The 19,680-nt window shown below is 73.8% G+C and carries 18 protein-coding genes and 1 tRNA gene; 9 read left to right on the top strand and 10 right to left on the bottom strand.

The features are described from left to right. Nucleotides 1–103 precede the first annotated feature (103 nt). The 3 genes from ABT171_RS30955 to ABT171_RS30945 all read left to right on the top strand — a co-directional run bounded on the left by ABT171_RS30955 (nt 104) and on the right by ABT171_RS30945 (nt 2,854). Nucleotides 104–895, top strand: coding sequence for a maleate cis-trans isomerase family protein (locus tag ABT171_RS30955; protein ID WP_351249599.1), 792 nt, complete (start codon nt 104–106; stop codon nt 893–895). Beyond that, the gene (locus ABT171_RS30950; protein ID WP_351249597.1) at nt 892–1,626 is read left to right on the top strand and encodes a maleate cis-trans isomerase family protein; all 735 of its coding nucleotides are present in this window, start codon (nt 892–894) and stop codon (nt 1,624–1,626) included. The genes ABT171_RS30955 and ABT171_RS30950 overlap by 4 nt, the downstream gene beginning before the upstream one ends. A gap of 121 nt (nt 1,627–1,747) precedes the next feature. Beyond that, a complete protein-coding gene (locus tag ABT171_RS30945) occupies nt 1,748–2,854 on the top strand; it encodes an LLM class flavin-dependent oxidoreductase (protein ID WP_351249595.1) in 1,107 nt (368 codons plus the stop codon). Nucleotides 2,855–3,018: 164 nt separating this feature from the next. Here the strand turns inward: ABT171_RS30945 and ABT171_RS30940 are convergent, their stop codons facing one another. Further along, nucleotides 3,019–4,818 (bottom strand): putative bifunctional diguanylate cyclase/phosphodiesterase, encoded by a 1,800-nt coding sequence (locus tag ABT171_RS30940; RefSeq protein WP_351249593.1) that lies wholly within the window; start codon nt 4,816–4,818, stop codon nt 3,019–3,021. Between the two features lie 290 nt (nt 4,819–5,108). Here ABT171_RS30940 and ABT171_RS30935 point away from each other — a divergent pair, with 290 nt between their 5' ends. After that, nucleotides 5,109–6,389 (top strand): M6 family metalloprotease domain-containing protein, encoded by a 1,281-nt coding sequence (locus ABT171_RS30935; RefSeq protein WP_351249592.1) that lies wholly within the window; start codon nt 5,109–5,111, stop codon nt 6,387–6,389. Between the two features lie 103 nt (nt 6,390–6,492). Here ABT171_RS30935 and ABT171_RS30930 read toward each other — a convergent pair. From ABT171_RS30930 to ABT171_RS30900, 7 genes are all read right to left on the bottom strand, one after another. Beyond that, nucleotides 6,493–6,566 (bottom strand) — tRNA-Lys (locus tag ABT171_RS30930). Next, a complete protein-coding gene (locus ABT171_RS30925) occupies nt 6,557–7,126 on the bottom strand; it encodes a bifunctional DNA primase/polymerase (RefSeq protein WP_351249590.1) in 570 nt (189 codons plus the stop codon). Before ABT171_RS30925 ends, ABT171_RS30930 begins: the two co-directional genes overlap by 10 nt. A gap of 144 nt (nt 7,127–7,270) precedes the next feature. Continuing rightward, on the bottom strand, nt 7,271–7,639 hold the full coding sequence (locus tag ABT171_RS30920; protein WP_351249588.1) for a DUF8844 domain-containing protein: 369 nt from the start codon (nt 7,637–7,639) through the stop codon (nt 7,271–7,273). Between the two features lie 291 nt (nt 7,640–7,930). After that, nucleotides 7,931–9,268, bottom strand: coding sequence for an AAA domain-containing protein (locus ABT171_RS30915; RefSeq protein ID WP_351249586.1), 1,338 nt, complete (start codon nt 9,266–9,268; stop codon nt 7,931–7,933). Continuing rightward, a complete protein-coding gene (locus ABT171_RS30910; RefSeq protein ID WP_351249584.1) occupies nt 9,265–10,854 on the bottom strand; it encodes a hypothetical protein in 1,590 nt (529 codons plus the stop codon). Before ABT171_RS30910 ends, ABT171_RS30915 begins: the two co-directional genes overlap by 4 nt. Next, the gene (locus tag ABT171_RS30905; protein WP_351249755.1) at nt 10,845–12,017 is read right to left on the bottom strand and encodes a hypothetical protein; all 1,173 of its coding nucleotides are present in this window, start codon (nt 12,015–12,017) and stop codon (nt 10,845–10,847) included. The genes ABT171_RS30910 and ABT171_RS30905 overlap by 10 nt, the downstream gene beginning before the upstream one ends. Next, nucleotides 11,998–12,942 (bottom strand): phosphatase PAP2 family protein, encoded by a 945-nt coding sequence (locus ABT171_RS30900; RefSeq protein WP_351249582.1) that lies wholly within the window; start codon nt 12,940–12,942, stop codon nt 11,998–12,000. The genes ABT171_RS30905 and ABT171_RS30900 overlap by 20 nt, the downstream gene beginning before the upstream one ends. A 242-nt stretch (nt 12,943–13,184) precedes the next feature. On the opposite strand from ABT171_RS30900, the gene ABT171_RS30895 reads away from it, so the two are divergent. Beyond that, complete coding sequence (locus ABT171_RS30895) at nt 13,185–13,778, top strand: histidine phosphatase family protein (RefSeq protein ID WP_351249580.1); 594 nt, start codon at nt 13,185–13,187, stop codon at nt 13,776–13,778. A 74-nt stretch (nt 13,779–13,852) separates the two neighbouring features. On the opposite strand, the gene ABT171_RS30890 is transcribed toward ABT171_RS30895, so the two are convergent. Further along, a complete protein-coding gene (locus ABT171_RS30890) occupies nt 13,853–15,322 on the bottom strand; it encodes an NsdA family TPR-like regulatory protein (RefSeq protein WP_351249578.1) in 1,470 nt (489 codons plus the stop codon). 265 nt (nt 15,323–15,587) lie between these two features. Between ABT171_RS30890 and ABT171_RS30885 the strand changes: the two genes are divergently transcribed. Continuing rightward, a complete protein-coding gene (locus ABT171_RS30885) occupies nt 15,588–16,001 on the top strand; it encodes a hypothetical protein (RefSeq protein WP_351249576.1) in 414 nt (137 codons plus the stop codon). A gap of 34 nt (nt 16,002–16,035) precedes the next feature. Next, nucleotides 16,036–16,923, top strand: coding sequence for a spermidine synthase (locus tag ABT171_RS30880; protein WP_351249574.1), 888 nt, complete (start codon nt 16,036–16,038; stop codon nt 16,921–16,923). 4 nt (nt 16,924–16,927) lie between these two features. Here the strand turns inward: ABT171_RS30880 and ABT171_RS30875 are convergent, their stop codons facing one another. Further along, complete coding sequence (locus ABT171_RS30875) at nt 16,928–17,413, bottom strand: hypothetical protein (RefSeq protein WP_351249572.1); 486 nt, start codon at nt 17,411–17,413, stop codon at nt 16,928–16,930. 99 nt (nt 17,414–17,512) lie between these two features. Here ABT171_RS30875 and ABT171_RS30870 point away from each other — a divergent pair, with 99 nt between their 5' ends. Both ABT171_RS30870 and ABT171_RS30865 read left to right on the top strand, forming a co-directional pair. Then, the gene (locus tag ABT171_RS30870) at nt 17,513–18,232 is read left to right on the top strand and encodes a response regulator transcription factor (RefSeq protein ID WP_351249570.1); all 720 of its coding nucleotides are present in this window, start codon (nt 17,513–17,515) and stop codon (nt 18,230–18,232) included. Next, on the top strand, nt 18,229–19,611 hold the full coding sequence (locus ABT171_RS30865) for a sensor histidine kinase (protein WP_351249568.1): 1,383 nt from the start codon (nt 18,229–18,231) through the stop codon (nt 19,609–19,611). Before ABT171_RS30870 ends, ABT171_RS30865 begins: the two co-directional genes overlap by 4 nt. Nucleotides 19,612–19,680 lie beyond the last annotated feature (69 nt).

The raw sequence follows: 19,680 nt of genomic DNA, 5'->3' as shown, positions 1-19,680 counted from the left end.
AGGTGCGGATTGACCACGCTCGCACCCGAATCTACCTTCGTCAACACGGGCGCAATCGCCATCCGTTGCCCCCTCGTCTCCCAGCGTGAGGCCGGTGCCAGCCATGGACGTCTCCTTTCTCGGCGGCCCCCGCCCCCAGCGCGGTGTCGGCGTGGTGGCTCCCTTCGACTTCGCCCTCGACCGCGAGCTGTGGCGCTGGGTGCCCGACGAGGTGTCGCTGCACCTGACCCGCACCCCGTTCGTGCCGGTGGAGGTGAGCCTGGACCTGGCCCGGCTGGTGAGCGAGCACGAGACCCTCCGCGACGCCGTGCGCGCGCTGACCGCCGTCGCACCCGAGGTCGTGGCCTACGCCTGCACCTCCGGCAGCTTCGTCGGCGGGATCGCCGGGGAACGGGCGATGTGCGCGGCGATGAGCCTGGCGGGCGCGCCGTCCTCCGTGACCACCTCCGGCGCGCTGCTCCAGGCGCTGGACGAGCTGCGGATCCGACGGGTCGCGCTGGTCACGCCGTACACGGTGTCGGTGACCCGGGCGCTGGAGGAGTTCGTCGCCGAGGCGGGCGTGCGGGTCACCGGATGTGCCTTCATGGGGCTCACCCGGCACATCTGGCAGGTGCCGTACCGGGACGTCGTCGCCATGGCCCGGCAGGCGGTCGTCCGCCCCGGCGGCGCCGACGCGCTGTTCATCTCCTGCACCAACCTGCCGACGTACGACGTGATCCCCCAGCTGGAGGCCGAGCTGCGCATCCCGGTGCTGTCCGCCAACCAGGTCACGATGTGGGCTGCGCTGCGCCGGATGGGTACCCGGGCCGTGGGGCCCTATCAGGCGCTGCTGGACGAGGCCGCGCGTGCCTGGCCCCCCGTACTGCCGGAAGAGACGCAGGAAGGCTGGACATGACCGCACTCGGATTCCTCTACCCGGGCCACTCCGCCGAGGACGACTATCCACGCATCGAGCAGCTCCTGGGCAGCGACATCCGGGTGGACCTGGTACACACCGACATCGGCGAGGACGCGCACCGGGTGGCGGCGCTGCGCGGGATGGGCTCCGCCGAGCGGCTCGCGGCGGGCATGGAGGGCCTGCGGCTGACCGGCGCCGAGACGGTGGTGTGGGCCTGCACCAGCGGCGGCTTCGTGCACGGCTGGGAGGGCGCGCAGGAGCAGGTGCGCACGCTGGCCCGGCTGGCCGGGATGCCCGCGTCCTCGACGTCGTTCGCCTTCGTGCACGCGGCCCGGGAGATCGGGGTGCGGCGGGTCGCGGTCGGGGCGACCTATCCGGAGGACGTGGCCGCGCTGTTCGCGGACTTCCTGCGGGCCGGGGGCCTGGAGGTGGCCGGGATGCGGTCGTCCGGGATCATCACGGCCGCGGAGGTCGGCAGGTGGGGCGAGGAGGACGTGCTGACGCTGGCGCGCGCGGCGGACGTCCCGGACGCGGAGGCGGTCCTGCTCCCGGACACGGCCCTGCACACGGCCGCGCATCTGTCGCTGCTGGAGAAGGCGCTGTCCAAGCCGGTGCTCACGGCGAACCAGGTCTCGGTGTGGGAGGGCCTGCGGCTCGCGGACCGGAGGGTGAACGCGCCGGCCCTGGGGACCCTGTTCACCAGGGAGCCGATCGTGCAGGTCCGCTGACCGGCGGGGAGGGAAGAGGAGCGAGGGAGGAAGAGGGACGAGGGAGGGAGAGGAATAAGCGGGGACTGCCTCCTGTTACGGCACGGCAGGACAGCCGCGCCACGAACAGGAGGCCCACACCGTGTCGGCAGACGAGGCAGACGAGGCACACGAGATCCGGGGCACCGCGTACGGGACCGCCCCCGTCCCCCTCTCCGTACTGGACCTGGTGACCGTCGGCGCGGGCAGTACCGCCACCGACGCCCTGCGCACCAGCGTGGCGCTGTCCCGGCTGACGGAGTCGCGCGGCTTCCACCGGTACTGGGTCGCCGAGCACCACTCCATGCCCGGTGTCGCCTCCTCCTCGCCCGCCGTGATCCTCGCCCACCTCGCCGCGCACACCGACCGCATCCGGCTCGGCTCGGGCGGCGTCATGCTGCCCAACCACGCCCCGCTGGTGATCGCCGAGCAGTTCGGCACGCTGGAGGCCATGGCGCCGGGGCGGATCGACCTGGGCCTCGGCCGGGCGCCGGGCACGGACGGGGCCACGGCCGCCGCCCTGCGCCGCAGCGACACCCTGAACGAGGGCGCCGACGACTTCCCGCAACAGCTCGCGGAACTCACCCGCTTCCTGGACGACGACTTCCCCGACGGGCACCCGTACCGGCGTATCCACGCGATCCCCGGCCCGGTGCAGGGCAGCACCCCGGGCGGCGTCCAGTCCCCGCACCGGCCGCCGCTCTGGCTGCTCGGCTCCTCCGGCTTCAGCGCCCGCCTGGCCGGCATGCTGGGCCTGCCGTTCGCCTTCGCGCACCACTTCTCGGCGCAGAACACCATCCCGGCCCTGGACCTGTACCGGCAGACCTTCCGCCCCTCCGCGGTCCTCGACGAGCCGTACGCCCTCATCGGCGTCTCCGCCCTCGCCACCGACGACGCGCGCGAGGCCCGCCGCCAGACCCGGGCGATGGCCCTCAACATGCTCCGGCTGCGCACCGGCCGGCCCGGCCTCTTCCCCGACCCGGAGGAGGCCGAGAAGCACGAGTTCAGCCCGATGGAGGAGGAGTTCATCACCTCCTGGACGGCCAACATCGTGCACGGCACCGCCGACGAGGTCCGCTCGGGCCTGGACGATCTGCACAAGCGCACCGGCGCCGACGAGCTGATGCTGGTCAGCCATGCCCACCGCGGCGAACTGCGCCTGCGTTCCTACGAGTTGGTCGCGGACGCCTACGGGCTGCCGAAGGCCTGACACCTGCGGGCCCGACCGCGGGCGCGAGCCCCGCCGGGCACCGGCCGCTGGCGGTGCTCCCGGCCGGCCCTCGACCATCGCGGTGGGGCCGGCCGGTGACCATCGGCGCGGTCGCCCACGACGCCGACGAGTGGCTCACCGCCATCGCCACCGTCCGAAGGACCCTAGGCCTGCGGGCAGGCCTGGGCCCCCAGCAGCTCGGAGATACGATCCGGCGGTACCGGGCGGGAGTACAGCCAGCCCTGGCCGGTGTCGCAGCCGATGCGGCGCAGCCGGGTGGCCTGGGCGGAGGTCTCCACGCATTCGGCGGTGACGGTGATGCCGAGCCGGTGCGCCAGCTGGATCATCGCCTCGACGATGACCATGTCGGCGGGGTTGGCGGTGATCGCGGGGTTCTTGTCGGCCTCGTACTGGAAGCCGCGCACGAAGGACCCGTCCAGCTTCAGCGTCGAGACCGGCAGTCGGCTGAGGTAGGCGAGGTTCGAGTAGCCGGTGCCGAAGTCGTCGATGGCGATGCGCACGCCCATGTCGCTGAGCGCCTGCAGGGCCTGCAGAGGGCGGCCGGCCGAGCCCATCACCGCCGACTCGGTCAGCTCCAGCTGCAGCAGATGCGGGGCGAGGCCGGTCTCGGCCAGGATCTCCGCCACGTCCGTGACCAGGTCCGAGTCCCACACCTGGCGCACGGCCACGTTGACGCTGACGAAGATGGGCGGCTCGTCGGGGTGGTCCTGCTGCCAGCGGCGGGCCTGGCGGCAGGCGGTCCTGAGTGCCCAGCGGCCGAGCTGCACGATCGAGCCGTCCTCCTCGGCCAGTCCGATGAACCGATTCGGCGTCAGTGTGCCGAACTGAGGATGATTCCAGCGGATCAACGCCTCGACCCCGGAGAGACGTCCGTCCTCCATGCCCACCAACGGCTGGTATTCGAGCGCGAATTCGCCGCGGTCGATGGCGGGGCGCAAAGTGGACGACAGGGCCTGGCGGGTCATGCGGTGCGCGTTGCGTTCGGGGTCGAACAGGGTCCAGCGGGCCTTGCCGTCGGCCTTCGCCCAGTACAGCGTCGTATCGGCCGCCTGCATCAGGCCGGTGGCCGTCGTACCCGCCGCGTGCCGTTCGACGACACCGATGGACGCGGTCAACGACAGCCGCTGCCCGGCCAGATCGAAGGGTTCCTCCAGTGCCTTGAGCGCCGACTCGGCCAGTTCGGCGAGCTGTTCGGTGCCGGTGGAGTCCTCCACGAGCAGGGCGAACTCGTCACCGCCGAGCCGGGCCACCAGCGGGGTCACGGCGCGGGCGTAGCCGGCCTCGTCGGCCACCCGGGTCAGCCGCTCGGCGACGGCCGCGAGCAGCCGGTCGCCGACGCGGTGGCCGAGGGTGTCGTTGACCGCCTTGAACCCGTCGAGGTCCAGATAGCACAGGCCGATCCGGCCGGTGCCGCTCTGCTCGTACGACTCCGCCTCCAGCGCGGCCGACAGCCGCTCGAAGAACAGCGTGCGGTTGGGCAGCCGGGTCACCGGGTCGTGCATCTGCAAGTGCCGCAACCGTGCCTGGAGTTCGCGGCGGGCGCTGATGTCGGCGACGGACAGCAGGACCCCGGCCTGCCCGCTCAGCGGGGCCACGGTCACCTGCACCCACACCGAGTGCCCCTCGGGATGTTTCAGCCGGCGGGTGCAGCGCAGCTTCGCCTGCCGGCCGCGCAGCACCTCGCGGTAGGCGTGCCAGCTGCGGGTGTCCGAGGCCAGGTCCACCAGGTCGGCGGCGACCCGCCCGGTGAGCGTGTCCGGATCGGTGCCGAGCAGCTCGCCGAAGGCCGCGTTGGCGCCGGTGACGAGTCCGGCGCGGTCCACGACGGCCATGGCGAGCGGGGCCGTCGCGAAGACACGATGATAGGTGGTGTGGTCACTGTCTGTAACGGCTGACCGGTCGAGGTCTGCCGCGGGCGTCGGCCCTTCGGACGTTCCGCTCACCGCTCGCTCCCGCAGTGCACTCGATCGATGTCCGTGCCGGAAAGTGTGCCGATCATAGAGGCTGGCCCCGGGCCCTTCCAGCCGGTGTCCAGTGTCCCGGACCGAACACCGGTTCTGACAGATCGTTTCTGCCCGCGCCTGGACGGGTTCTTCAGGCCCCCGACCAGTTGTGACGTTCCGTGAGTGTTCCGGGGTGTCGGGCGCCGGAGCGCGCCGGAGCATCAGGGGGGCGCACTCACCCTTGTGGTGCAGGTAAACAGGGCATAACGCAACACATCACAGCAATCTGGATGCGGGTCCCGCCGAACCGTGTCCGGAGGTCATCCGTGCCCAAGCTGCGCAGCACCGCCGCCGTGTGCACCACGCTGTCGGCGCTCGCCGCGACGTCCATCCTCAGCGGCCCGTCGGTCGCCGAACCCTTCTCCACCACCCCCTGCGCCCTGCACCGCACCGACGCCCACCACTCCGAGGGCGTCGACACCTGGAACCCCGACTACATCCGCCCCACCGGCGTGCTCGACGCCGTGATGGTCTTCCTCTCCTTCCCGGACGCCGCCCCGCGCACCACCCCGGCCCAGCTGGCCGCCGACCACTTCCCGGCCACCAGCCGCTACTTCGAGCAGGCCTCCTACGGCAGGTTCACCCTCCGCCCGCACCCGCTGAAGCACTGGCTGCGCATGCCCCGGCCGTCCACGGCGTACGCCATAAGGCGGGACTGGAGCGTGGCGGACCGGGCCGCCTATCTGCGCGACGCGTTCACGGTGGCCGACCCGGAGGTCGACTTCTCCCGCTACCAGGTCGTGTACCTCGTCGCCGATCCGGACGCGCCCGGCGTCGACTCGGACGCCACGAAGGTCGTGAACCTCGACACGCCCACGCATGTGGACGGTACGGACATCCACCGGGTCGTCACGGTCTTCGAGAAGCACCCGCCCGACCGCCTCGTCCTCGCCCACGAGACCGGCCACGTCTTCGACCTGCCCGACCTCTACCACCGCCCCGTCGACGGCAAGGGCGACTGGGACACCTACGTCGGCGACTGGGACCTGATGGGCAGCCAGTTCGGGCTCTCACCCGACCTGTTCGCCTGGCACAAGTGGAAACTGGGCTGGCTGGACCCGCGCCAGGTGAGGTGCGTGCGCGGCGCGGGGCCGACCCGGCTGACCCTGGAACCGCTGGAGGCGGGCCCGGGGATCCCGGCACAGGGCACGGCGGCCTTCGGCCTCGGGCACGGGGTGAAGCTGGCGATCGTGCGCACCGGACCCGACACCGCCCTGGGCTTCGAGGCGCGCGGCCCGGCCGGCAACGACCGGGCAGGCTGCCGGCAGGGAGTGCTGGTGTACCGGATCAGGAGCGGGGCCGAGTCCGGCGGGGGCCCGGTGGAGGTGGTCGACGCCCATCCGCACACCGAGGGCTGCTGGGAGGACTCGGTCTACCCGCCCCTCGCCGACGCCCCGGTCGCCCTCGGCGAGAGCTTCACCGTGCCCGGGCAGGGCGTACAGGTGGAGGTGGAGGGGAGGACGGCGTCGGGGGCGTGGACCGTACGGATCACACCGCGGATCGGCGGCTGAGAGCGGTTTGATGTGTACGCAAACGTGAGGCGTGTGCACACGTGAGGCGTATGCGAAACGGCGGGCCGGGTTCTTTCGAACCGGACCCGCCGTTTCCTTCGCGTGCGCCGCCAGGGACTCGAACCCCGGACCCGCTGATTAAGAGTCAGCTGCTCTAACCAACTGAGCTAGCGGCGCCTGCTGACGTCGTAGACCTTAGCATCCTGATCGGCGGGAGGAAAAATCGATATCCGCACAGCCGCGCGGGCCGCCCGTACGGCCGCCCAGAGCACCACCTCGGGGCCCGGCAACCAGGGGTGACGCGTGTCCGGGGCGACCAGCCAGCGGGCGGTGCCGACGCCGTCGTCCCCGGTGGGCGCCGGGACGGTCACCGCGTCGCCCGTGCCGTGGCACAGCAGCGGCGGCACCGCCTCCGCACGGTTCGAGCCCCACTCCTCCCACGCCAGCAGCGAGGGCAGCCGCTGGGCCGTGCCCGGAGCGGCGAACAGCAGCACGCGGCCCCGGAACACGGCGACCGGACCGGAACCCGGGCCGTCGTCCCAGAGCCGGTCCAGCATCCGGCGGCCGAAGATCGCCGGCGCGCTCACCACGTCGAAGACGGTGCCGCAGGGCAGGACGACAGGGGCGCCCGGGCGCTCCTCCCAGAGGGCGAGCGTGCTGCGGGGGTACGTGGCCGCCGAGGCGAGCCAGTCGACTCCGTCGGCGGTGACCCGGGTGACGTTCGGTGCGCTGCTCATGCCACCCAGATGTACCGGGGGTGAGCGTGCTGTTCTTCTGAGTTGCGGAAATCCGGGACAGGAGCGGTGGGGGAGGAGTATCTTGCCCGCCTGGCATATGCCAGATGGGTTACTCGGGGGCTCCGTGTTGACGCGGGCGCGCGATCAGACGGGGTCGGCGGTCGTCCGGCCCTCGGTGTTGCCGCGCAGGAGGTCCCGCCCGAACTCGACCATCTTCTTCGCGTAGTCCTCGGTCCACTCCGCGCGCTCGGCGATGTCCGCCGGGGTCAGCCGGTCGAACCGGCGCGGGTCGGCGAGCTGGGCCGCCGCGACGGCCTGGAACTCCACGGCCCGGTCGGCCGCCGCGCGGAACGCCTGGGTCAGCTCCGTGGCCCGGGCCAGCAGCGCCCGCGGATCCTCGATCGACTCCAGGTCGAAGAAGTGCTCGGGATCGGCGGCCGCCTCCGCGGGCTCGAAGATCAGGGGCGCGGGGCGTAGCCGCGGTTCGTTCCGACGCGGCGTGGGCTCCGCCATGTCTTTTCTCCTCCTCGTACGGTTCGCTGGGCACCGCCTTCAGGTGGGCCACCGTCCATTGTCCCGCGCGGACGCAAGGGCCCCTCATGGCCGCGAGTTCACCCGGTGTTCCGCCGGGCGGACGGGGACGGTGGGGTCCCGGTCAGGGGCGCCAGACCACCCGGTGTTCCGCCAGATGTGCAAGCACCGTGTGGTTCGCCTCGCACCCGTCAGGGCTGTTTCCCATGGCCGCCTCCGGCGGATGGGGCGGCTCGCGCTGATCGTCTGCCTGGGCAGGTGCCGGAGAGGCGGTCAGGGGCGCCAGACCACCCGGTGTTCCGCCAGATGTGCAAGCACCGCGTGGTTCGCCTCCCATCCGTCAGGAATCTTCACCAGCGTGCCCAGCTGGACCGGTTCCGTGGACGGGTAGTCGTCCAGGAGGTCGGTCACGCCCGCGCGGCAGACCACGATGCAGGCGTGGCGGTGCCGGGAGGCCAGGACGCACAAGCGGCCGGTCTCCAGGTGGAAGGCGGTGGCGTCGGGGCGGCCGGAGAGCGGGTGCAGGACGACCGTGAGGTCGTACTCCCGGCCCTGGAGACGGTTCGCGGTGTCCACCGTGACGTCCGCCACGCCCAGCTCGGCCAGCGCCGTGCGGACCGCCGCCGCCTGGTCGCGGTGGGCCGTGCCGACGGCGATGCGGTCGGCGGTCAGGGGAGCGGGGGACGGCGAGCGCTCGGAGGCCGCGGCGCCGCCCCGGTCCAGCAGGCGGCGTACGACCGTGGCCACGGCCCGTACGGCCTCCGGATCCGTGCGCGGGGTGTGCCGGGCGGGCAGCTCCAGCAGGCCCCAGCCGGATGCCGCCGCCTCGTCGATCACCCGGTCCGGGCCGGAGCCGTCGGAGGGCACCGCGAAGGTCAGCCGGCGGTCGCCGTGGTCCGTGCCGCTGCGGAAGGGCGTGTAGGGGTAGAAGGCGTCCGAGACCAGGGGGGCCGCGGAGGCCGGCAGGCGCCAGGAGACCGGCAGGCGGTGCTGGGGCAGGCCCGGGTTGTGGGCGAGGAGGGTGGTCACGGCGGAGGCCGAGGGGTCGTACGACAGGCCCGCCCACTGCTCGCTGCCGACGATCGCGAACGGGTCCAGCTGGCCGGGATCGCCCACGAACAGCGCCCGCTCGAACAGGCCCGCCACGGCCAGCAGGGAGTCGGAACGCATCTGGTACGCCTCGTCCACGATCGCGTGCCGCCATGGCTCGTCGACCTTCACATGCGCCCACTTCGCGGCCGTGGACAGCACGACCGGCAGGCCGTTCAGGTCGGCCGCCTTCGCGGAGGTGCGCACCTGCGGCAGCTCGTCCAGCGCCTTGTCGTAGGCGTCGGTGTCACTGCTGTGCAGCCGGCCGACCGGCAGGTCCGGGTTCTTCTCGGCGAGCCGGAGGACGAGATCGTCCACCTGCGCGTTCGTCTGTGCCACCACCATCAACGGGCGGCCCGCGCCGGCCAGTTCCAGCGCGGCGCGGACCACCAGCGTCGACTTGCCCGCGCCGGGCGGGGAGTCCACCACGACACCGCGCTCGGCGCCGTGCAGGGTGTCGCGGAGGATCGCCTCGGTGGCGCGGGCGGCGGCGGCCCCGGGGTCGGCGTCGACCGTCGTCACAGCACATCCTCCTCGGTCACCGTGTCGGGGGCCTCCGGTACGGCCTCCCCGGGCGGGCCGCCGTGCGTCCACGGGGTCTCCTCCGGGTCGGGCAGCTTCGCCCCGCCGCGCTGCTCGTGCTCGAAGAGGGTGAAGCACACCCGGTCGCCCTTCTCCGGCACCGAACCGGGCTCCGGCTCCTTGCCGCGGCCCATCTTGTCCAGGATCCGCAGCACCAGACCGTCCTCCGAGTCGTACCCGACGAACTCCGCCGACTGCGGCTTCCCGCCCAGCGAGCGGTACACCTTCGCGCGCTCCGCCAGATGCGGCCGGTCGTCCGTGCGGACCGTCACCAGCGGGCGCGGGCTGGGCCGCTTGCCCTCGCCGTACGCCATGACCACATCGGTCACCTCGCCCGCGAACGCCTCCCCGGCCAGCCGCCGCCCCGCCATCACCAGCGGATCGTCCAGCGCCTCCTGCGCCTCCAGGCGGGCCTGCTCGCGCTCGCGGGTCGCCAGCTTGTTCGCCGCCGTCACCGCGTCGTCCCGGCGCGGCTGCGGGGGCTCGCCCGCCAGCACCCGGTCGCGGTGGCCGGTGAACGACCAGCGGTCGCGGGTCCAGCGCTCCGCCACGTGCGCGCCCTCCGGCAGTGCCCGCAGCAGGTCCAGGCCCCGCCACACCGCGTCCCAGGTGGGCCGGGTGCGGCTCTCCACCAGGTCGCGGATCTCCCGCTCGGCCGTGGTGAGCGCGGCCAGCCGGTCGTCGGCGGCCAGGGCGTCCTCGGCGGCGGCGAGTGCCCTGCGCGCGCGGTCGTAGCGCTCGATCGCCGGGGCCAGCAGCCTGTTGTCGAACGCCGGGTCGGTGGCCGGGCCGGCCGGCGGGCACAGCAGCTGGCCGGCCGCGTCCCGGGCGAGCTCGGCCCGGCGCGCGGCCTCGGCACCCGAGGCGCCCTCAGGAGGGTCGATCCAGGCGAGCAGCGCCCCCAGGTGCTGGTCCTCCAGACCGGACTGGCCGGTCGCCCAGTGCCGGGACAGCAGATCGGTCAGGGCCAGCAGGAGCGAGGAGCCGGGGACCCGGGACCGCTCGCCGTAGTGGGTCAGCCAGCGGCCGAGCAGCGGCACCCGGGGCGGCGCCGGGTAGGGCGCCTCCGGGTCCTGCTCGGCCGTGCGGCGGAAGCGCATCGAGCGGCCCAGCAGCCGTACGAAGTCCAGGCCCGTGCGGCTGGGCACGATCAGCTGGGGCGCGTCCGTGCACAGCTCCACCTCGACCTTGACCCGCTTGCCGGTCTCGGGATCGGTCTCGGTGCGCTCGGCCGCCTCCACGGACTCGGCGCAGGAGTCGAGGTACGGCAGCACGACATCGGCCAGGTCGGCGAGGAACGTGAAGCGCAGGTCGCGGTCGCGGGGCTGCGGCACGACCAGCAGGCGCGGCGCGTCCCGGTCGGTGCCGACGAGCGCGCCGAGCGGGGCGCCGGCCTCACCGGCGGTGGTGAGCGGCACGAACACCAGGGGGCGCGGGGACAGATGCCGGTGCCGGACGGTCGCGGCGGGCTGGGCCCGGCCGGTGGCCACGGCCTCGAACCGGGCGAGGGTGGTGATCAGGGACACGGGGCCGCCTCCCGGTGGGCCGCGTCCGCCAGCGCCTCCGCGCGCAGGGCCGCCGCCCGGCGCAGCGCCGCGACCGCGGGGTCGTCCGGGTCGCCGGTCTCGCCGCGGGCCGCCGCGAGGACGTCCTCGACCGTGGTCAGACCGCCCAGTTCGGCGCGCAGGGGACGGCCGAGACGGGTGACGGAACCCTCCGCGCGGCAGCGTTCCCGGCAGTGGAAGGCCAGTTCGCACGCGGACAGGCACTCGGGCGCGTACGTCGCCGGGACCGCCTCCACGGCCGCCGTCAGCTCCTCGGCGTCCCGGTCGGGCGCGAAGCACAGGCCCTCGGGCAGGGCTTCGGCGATCTCCTCCAGCCGGGTGAGCCGGGCCAGCTGGCGGGCGGTGACCCCGCGCTGCTTGCGGACGTCGACGGCGGCGCCGGCGGGCAGGTTCGAGAAGTCCTTCGGGCACACGAGCAGGATCCGGTGCCGTACGGCCGGGACGGGGGCGTGCTCCTGGGCGCTCCGCATCCGGGGCACCCCCACACCGGCGTGCCCCTCCGGCTCCGCGCCGAGCCGCGCGGCGACCGCCTCCAGCGCCAGCACGTACACCGCCGCCTGCCGGGCCGCCGCGCCGACCTTCGCCGGGTCCGCCGAGCCGTCCAGCATCGGGAACGACTTGATCTCCACCACGGACCAGCTGCCGTCCGGGTGCACCACCACCGCGTCCGGCTCCAGGAAGGCGAGCGAACCGGCCACGTCCAGTGCCAGCATCGGATGGTCCAGCAGCGTCCAGCCGCCCGCGCGCGTGGCCTCGCGCAACGCCAGCGCCGTACGCGCCGTACGCCCCTCGGGGCCGTGCGCGGTCAGGTCGGGTACGGCGGCCCCTTCCGGCGCCGCGGCGCCCGGGTCGAGCCGGGCGTGTGCCAGTCGCAGCAACTCGGCGCCGCCGTCGGCCTTGACCTTCGCCTCGAACGCGTTCCCGCGGGTCAGCGCGAACTGCGACTGCCCGAACCCGGAGGGCGCGCCCAGCGCGCTCGCCAGCCGCGCCTTGTCCACCCCGGCGCCGTCCAGGAGCGCCCGCCTGGCGCACCCGGGGTTCGCGGCGAGCGCCGCGAGGGCGCGCGCGTCCAGGGCCTTGGCCGGTACGTCGGGACCGCGCAGCTCAGCCAGCCGGTGTCGCAGCCCCTTCTCCCGCGGCGCTGGGGGAGGTGTCCGGCTCGGCCCCGGCGTCGAGCGGCGACTGGCGCTGCCGTGGAATTCGCTCACCCGCGGAAGTCTGGCATCCGGCACTGACAATCGGGGAACCCGTGCCGTCCGTGACCGGTGTGCGGCGCGGGAACAGCCGGGCCCGGAGCCGCTCCACGGTCCGTGTCACGGGCGTGGCCAGCAGGTAGCCGACGCCCATCACGGCGACACCCGCGACCGCGTCGAGCAGGTAGTGGTTGGCGGTGCCCATGACCACCAGCGCGGTCCCCAGCGGATAGCCGACGGCGACGGCCTTCGCGAGAGGGCTGCGGCCGTGGCGCCACAGCATCACCCCGCACCACAGCGCCCAGCCGACGTGCAGGCTGGGCATCGCCGCGTACTGGTTGGTCATCCCGCCCATGCCGCGCGGCGCGCTCGCCTCGCTGCCCCACCAGCCGTACGAGCTGTAGTGCGCCATGGTGTCCACGAAGCCGTGACCGGCGGAGAGCAGCCGGGGCGGGCACGTGGGCAGCAGCGTGAAGCCGATCAGGCCGATGAGCGTGGACGTCATCAGCCAGGTGCGGGCCCGCCGGTAGTGCTCGGCGTGGGCCCGGAACAGCCAGATCAGGAGGGCCGGCGTGACCAGGTAGTGCAGCGAGGCGTACCAGAAGTCGGCCGGCACACCGAGCCAGGGCTCGCGCGTGAACAGCCGGTTGAGCGGGTGCTCCGCGTCGAGGTGCAGGGCCTTCTCGAAGCGCAGGATCGCCAGGCCGTGGCCGACGGCGGAGGGCACGTCACCGCGGGCGAGGAGGCGGCCGGCCGTGTAGCAGCCGTAGACCAGGAGGATCAGTGGCAGCTCGGTCCACCAGCGCAGCCGGGGTCGCGGGGTCACCTCGGTGCCCGGTGTCTCGGTCTGCGGCATCCGATCGCCCTCCCCCTTCTGCGGTGCGGCGCGCCCCGGCGAAGGGCGACCGTGCCACTTTACGGTGTCCGTACTCCCGCCCATGCGGGCGCTCCGGCCCCCAAAGACGCTGAGATCGCCCGCCGGGTTGCCCCGGACGGGCGTGAGCGATGATGGAGAAGTCCTCTCTCGTCCCTCTCGTGGCGTCCCCGCGGCGTCTGTGTGGCGTCTGTGTGGCGTCCCGTTCCCGGAAAGGTCTCCCCATGGCACCGCGCATCCTGCTGGCCCGGCACGGACAGACGGAATGGTCGCTGTCCGGCAAGCACACCGGCAGGACCGACGTGCCGCTGCTGGAGGAGGGCCGGCGGGGAGCCAAGCTGCTCGGCGAGCGACTGCACCGCGCTCCGCTGGACGGGCTGCCGGGGGCGGAGGTGCGCACCAGTCCGCTGGCACGCGCGCGTGAGACGTGCGAACTGGCCGGCTTCGGGGACCGGGCCACCGCGTGGGACACGCTCATGGAGTGGGACTACGGCGCCTACGAGGGGATGACGCCGGCCGAGATCCAGGCAGTGCGGCCGGGATGGCTGATCTGGCGGGACGGGGTGCCGGGGGGCGAGAGCCTCGCCGAGGTGACCGCGCGCGCGGACGAGGTGGTCTCCTGGGCCCGCTCCTCCGACCGCGACGTCCTGGTCTTCGCCCACGGGCACATCCTCCGCTCCATAGGCGCCCGGTGGCTCGGCCTCCCGCTGGACTTCGCCGCCCGGATACGCCTGAACCCGACCTCGCTGTCCGTCCTCGGCTGGGCCTACGGGGAGCCGGCGATCGAGAGCTGGAACGACCTGGGGCACCTGGGCTGACGGCATCGCGGCTCCCTACGGGCGCGAGGAACCGCGCGATCAGCCACGACGTGCCCGCAGACCGCCGGCGGCCCTCAGGCCCTCCCCGTTCTCGGCATCGACGCGTGCCGGTCCAGGAACTCCGACACCCCCGAAGCCCGCCGGTGGGGCAGCAGCACCCGAGCCGTCCCCGCCAGCATCCCCTGGATGCGGGAGGACTGGACCTGGTCGAGCAGCGCCAGCACCCGCAGCCCGGCCGCGGCCGCCTCGTCGGGACGGCCCTCGCGGGCCAGGTCGTCCGCCAGCTCGGCCGTGTACAGGGCGATGTTCCGGGTGAAGTGCGGATCCTGCAGACGCGCCGCCCGGCGCGCGTGCCGGGACGCGCGCCGCCAGTCACCCAGCATGGACCAGCACTGCGCCTCCAGCCCCTCCAGCTCGGCCTCGCCGTAGAAGCTCATCCATTCCGGGTCGGCGTCCGAGCGGCCCCGCGCGAACAGCGCCTGGGCCCGGACGAGTGCCTGTTGACAGCCCGTGCGGTCGGCGAGCCCCGCCCAGCCGCCGGCCTCGCGCAGCGCGAGCAGGGACATCAGACGCGCCGAACCCAGCGGAGCGGCCGCGCGCTGGGCGGCCTGCGCGGCACGGACCGCCTCGCGCGGGCGGCCGGCGTCCCGCGCCAGGAACGCGGTGTTGCAGAAGGCGTGCGCCTCCAGCGCCGGGTCCCCGGTCATCCGGGCCGTGGCCAGCGCCTCCGCGTAGTGCGAGCGGGCGTCGTCGAAGCGGCCGGAGTCGTGCGCCAGCCAGCCCACCGAGATGGCGAGTTCACCGGCGCCCGAGTGCAGCCGGTCGGCGGTGGTCTGCCGGGTCGCGCCGGCGTCCAGCAGCGCGTAGGCCGCGCGCAACGGAGCCGCCGCGCGCCGGTAGAGGCCGTCCGCGCCGTGCCGGTCGTCGAGCAGCCGGATCCGGCGGACCGCCTCCTCCAGGGCGGCCGCCTCGGAGGTTCCGGGCCGGCGAGCGGGCCGGACCGCCGCCGCGGCGTCCGTGGTGAGCCCCAGCGGGCCCAGCGTGGCGGCGGCCATCGTGGCGCCTCCGCCGGTCATGAATGCGCGACGCAGCACGTCGCTCTCCTCGTGGTTCGGATGGTCTTTCGCGTACGGCTCGTGCGGGTCGTACGGGTCCTGCGGGTCATACGGTTCGAACGCCGCCGGCGTCTCACCGGCCCCCTGGCCCTCGCCGGTGATGAGCGCCTCGGGCGTGGCCGCCGCCGTCCGCGCCGCGCGCCCGCGGACGGACGAGCGGGGCGCGAAGCCGAGGTCGGTGAGCGTGCGGCCGGGGAACATGTGCAGGAACACCCGTTCGTACGCGTAGTTCGGGCAGCGGATCTCGCCCGCCTCGACCCTGCCGACGTACCGCGCGTCACAGCTCACCCGCTCACCGATCTCGCGCGCGGCACGGCGTACCAGTGCCGCGAACTCGGCGGGTGAACGACTGCCGCGCAGATGCCGGAAGGCGAGGTTCGGCCGGGGTGGCCGTTCGGGCTGTGACGCGGTCTCGGTTGACGACGCCATGGCCGGGTCCTCTCGTGCGAACCGTCGAACCATGCCGGATCCCGGGCGGATCGGGACGAGTTGTCCGAGTGACGCTCTGGTTCCGGCGGGCATGAACGTACCTGCTGTGAAGGACCCGCCACGCTGTGTTTGGCTACAAACCGGATATCTCATGCACGATCTGCCATGAAGTGCCATTCTTTGCGGCGCACTTGTGCCGTAGCCGTTGACGCGTTCACGCGTTGGATCCCGTGGACCGCAACAGGGCTGTGTGGTGGAGGCCGGCATGGAGACCAGCCAGAGCAACGAACCTTGTATCCCGCTGTCGTCGGCCGTTCGGACCGCGGCGGCCGCGGCGGCCTGCGACCTCGTGACGGTACCGGCCCGGCAGGGCCTTGAGGCGGTCGACATCCTGCGGCGCGGCGCCGGTGACGCGATGGGGCCCGTGCTGCACGACGGCGGCTGCGCCACCCTCGGCTTCCTGGTGCCGGCCGGCACGGCGGCCTGCTGGGACGTGCCGGGGAGCACCTGCACGGAGACGGACGGGCGTGGACTCAGACTCGCTCCCGAGCCGCCGGTGGCGGGCTCCGACTGGCTGCTGCCGCCCGGCGAGGCCGACCTCGCCACCGACCCGGCGGTGCTGCGCCGGGCCCTCGGAGAGGCGGCCCGGCTGATCGAGGCGGCCGACAGCTGCCGGTGAGGCACCCGCTCGGACCGGCTGCGAAAATGGTCCGATGGGCAGGTCCAGGAGCACACGGCAGAAACGGGACACGCGGCGCGGGGCTGCCGCCGTCGAAGCCGTCGCGGAGGCGGTCGACGGCGGGCTCGCCCAGCTCGTGCCCGACCCCGACCGCGGCCGGGCCTGGACCCTGCTGATCGACGGCGCACCCCAGTCGCACGTCGACCTGGACGACCCCGCGTATCTCTCCTTCGAGTACCAGCGCCGGCTCGGTCATGTCATCGACCTCCTCGCCCCGCCCGGCAGGCCGGTGCACGCCGTCCACCTCGGTGGCGGCGCGTTCACCCTCGCCCGGTACACCGCGGCGACCCGCCCCCGGTCCACCCAGCAGGTCGTCGAACGCGACGCGGCCCTGGTCCAACTGGTGCGCCGGGAGCTGCCGTTGGACTCGAACGCACGGATCCGGGTGCGCTCGGCGGACGCCCGCGCGGGGCTGGCGAAGGTCCCGGACGGGTGGGCGGACCTGGTCGTCGCGGACGTCTTCAGCGGCGCCCGAACACCCGCCCACCTCACCTCCACCGAGTTCCTGGACGAGGTCCGCCGGGCCCTGAAGCCGTCCGGGGTCTACGCCGCCAACCTGGCCGACGGTCCACCGCTCGCCCATCTGCGCGGCCAGATCGCCACCACGGCCGCCCGGTTCGCCGAACTGGCGCTGATCGCCGACCCGGCCGTCCTGCGCGGCAAGCGCTTCGGCAACGCCGTCCTGGTCGCCTCCGACGCCCCGCTCCCGCTCGCCGACCTCACCCGCCGCGCCGCCTCCGACCCGCACCCGGCCCGGGTCGAACACGGCAAGCCGCTGCGGGACTTCGCCGGCGGCGCGCTCCCGGTGACGGACGACACGGCGGCGGCCTCACCGGCGCCACCGCCCTCGGTGTTCCGCTGAGCGTTCAGTAGGTCCCGATCTCCACATGCGGCGGCCCGTCGTGCCAGGTGCAGAACACCGACACCCGGTCCGTGCCCCGGCTGAACTCCACGCGGATCCACGTCTCGGTCTTCCACACCTGCATCGACCAGCCGGTCCCCGGCGTCGCCGAGACGAGGGTGGCGCTGGACGCGCCCAGCTCGAACACCGCCCGGCCGCCGTCGGTGTCGTAGGACCTGACCCGGCCGGACGGGGCGGGGGCGGAGGGAGCGCGGGTGGGCGTCCGGGAGGGCGTGGGAGCCGGCGGTCGCTTCGACGGGGACGGCCGGTGCGCCGGCGGGGGCGGCGCCTTGGTGCCCTGCGCGGTGGCGCCGGCGGCCGTGATCGGCAGGGCGCGCGGCGGGTCGTACGCCGTCCCGGCCATCACCGTGTGCACGCCCCACCACGACAGCGTGACCGCCGCTCCCGTCGCGAGCAGCCACGCCAGTACGTGTACGAGTCCTCTGCGCATCGCCGGCCATACTGCCTCAGGGGGACCGCGGTACGCACATGCTCCGAGTTGTCCACAGGCCCCGGCCCGGTGTGGGCCGCATGGCGTACGGTGCGGCGCATGGCAAGTGTGCTCGTGGTCGAGGACGACCAGTTCGTACGCTCGGCGCTCATCCGGCACCTGACCGACGCCGCACACACCGTGCGCAGCGTCGGTACGGCACTGGAGGCGCTGCGCGAGGTCGCCCACTTCCGCTTCGACGTGGTCATCCTCGACCTCGGACTGCCGGACCTGGACGGCTCCGAGGCGCTGAAGATGCTCCGCGGCATCACCGACGTGCCCGTCATCATCGCCACCGCACGCGACGACGAGACGGAGATCGTCCGGCTGCTCAACGCCGGTGCGGACGACTACCTGACCAAGCCGTTCTCCGTCGAGCACCTGTCCGCCCGGATGGCGGCGGTACTGCGCCGGGCCCGCTCCGGCGGCGCGGAGGCCCCGCCCTCGCCCGTGCTCCGCGTCGGCGGCCTGACCGTCGACCCGCTGCGCCGCCAGGCCGAACTGGACGGGGTCCGCCTCGACCTCACCCGCCGCGAGTTCGACCTGCTGGCCTTCCTCGCCGGGCGGCCCGGGGTCGTCGTCCCGCGCAGGGAACTCCTCGCCGAGGTCTGGCAGCAGTCCTACGGCGACGACCAGACCATCGACGTCCATCTGTCCTGGCTGCGCCGGAAACTGGGGGAGACGGCCGCCCGGCCCCGCTATCTGCACACGCTCCGGGGTGTCGGCGTGAAGCTCGAACCCCCCGTGGAGCCGTCCGCGGACGGGGAGCCGGTGGGATGAGGTGGGCCCTGGTCAAGGTGTGCCTGGCGGTCACCACGATGGTCGTGGTCGCCTTCGCGGTCCCGCTCGGGCTGGTCGTCAAGGAGATGGCCCGCGACCGGGCCTTCTCCAACGCCGAACGGGAGGCCGCCGCGGTGGCGCCCGCGCTGTCCATCACCACCGACCGGGACGAACTGGAGCGCGTCGTCGCCTCCGCCGGTGCCGACTCCGGCATGGCCGTGCACCTGCCCGCGGTCGACGGCCGGTCCGCACTCGACCTCGGCAGGCGGCGCGCCGCCGACCGCGACATCGAGGCGGTGCGGAAACTGGGCCGGGCCTCCACGACCTCCGTCCCCGGCGGCTCCACACTGCTCCAGCCGGTCGCGCTCGGCTCCGGCGCCATAGCGGTCGTCGAGGTCTACGTCCCCGAGTCCGAGGTGACCAACGGCGTGGGCACGGCCTGGGCGGTGCTCGCGGCCGTCGGCCTCGCGCTGATCGTCGGCTCGGTCGCGGTCGCCGACCGGCTCGGGGTGCGCATGGTGCGGCCCGCCCAGCGGCTGGCCGAGGGCGCGCACGAACTGGGCGAGGGCCGGCTGGGCGCCCGGGTGCCGGAGGACGGCCCGGCCGAACTCAGACTGGCCGCCGTGGCGTTCAACTCCATGGCCGACCAGGTCGTCCAACTCCTCGCGAACGAACGGGAGCTGGCGGCGGACCTCTCCCACCGCCTGCGCACCCCGCTCACCGTGCTGCGGCTCAACACGGCCTCCCTGGGCGCGGGACCGGCCGCCGAGCAGACCCGGGCCGCCGTCGCCCAACTGGAGCGCGAGGTCGACACCATCATCCGCACGGCCCGGGAGGCCAAGCCGCAGACGGCCGCGGCCGGACCCGGCGCCGGATGCGACGCGGCGGAAGTGGTGCGCGAGCGCATGGGGTTCTGGTCCGCGCTCGCCGAGGACGAGGGCCGCAAGTGGCGGGTGGCCGGCGTCGACGGGCCGGTGCGCGTACCCGTGGCCCGCGCCGACCTGGCCGCGGCCCTCGACGCCCTGCTCGGCAATGTCTTCCGGCACACCGCCGAGGGCACCGCCTTCGCGGTCGACGTGCACAACGCCGAGGACGCGGTGATCGTGCTGGTCTCCGACGCGGGCCCCGGCATAGCCGACCCGGACGCCGCGATGGCCCGGGGCCGCGGCTCCGGGAACACCGGCTCGACCGGTCTCGGCCTCGACATCGTGCGCAGGCTCGCCGAGGCCACCGGCGGGGACGTCCGGATCGGCTCCTCGGTGCTGGGCGGCACCGAGGTGCGGATCTGGTTCCAGCGGGACGGGCGGGGGCCGGTGGCGCGGGGCCGTACGCGAAGACGCCGGTCGGGCAAACCGGTCCCGACTGGTCTCGACCATTAATCGTCCCCGATCCCTTCCTTAAGCGAACCCTAAGGTCGGCAACGGCCGCCCCGATCAAGCCGTTTGTCC

It is taken from the genome of Streptomyces sp. NPDC001851 (assembly GCF_040297165.1).
Taxonomy (GTDB): Bacteria; Actinomycetota; Actinomycetes; order Streptomycetales; family Streptomycetaceae; genus Streptomyces.
Note: the sequence above shows the minus strand (reverse complement) of the source record. Positions and strands in the feature narration are given on the sequence as shown.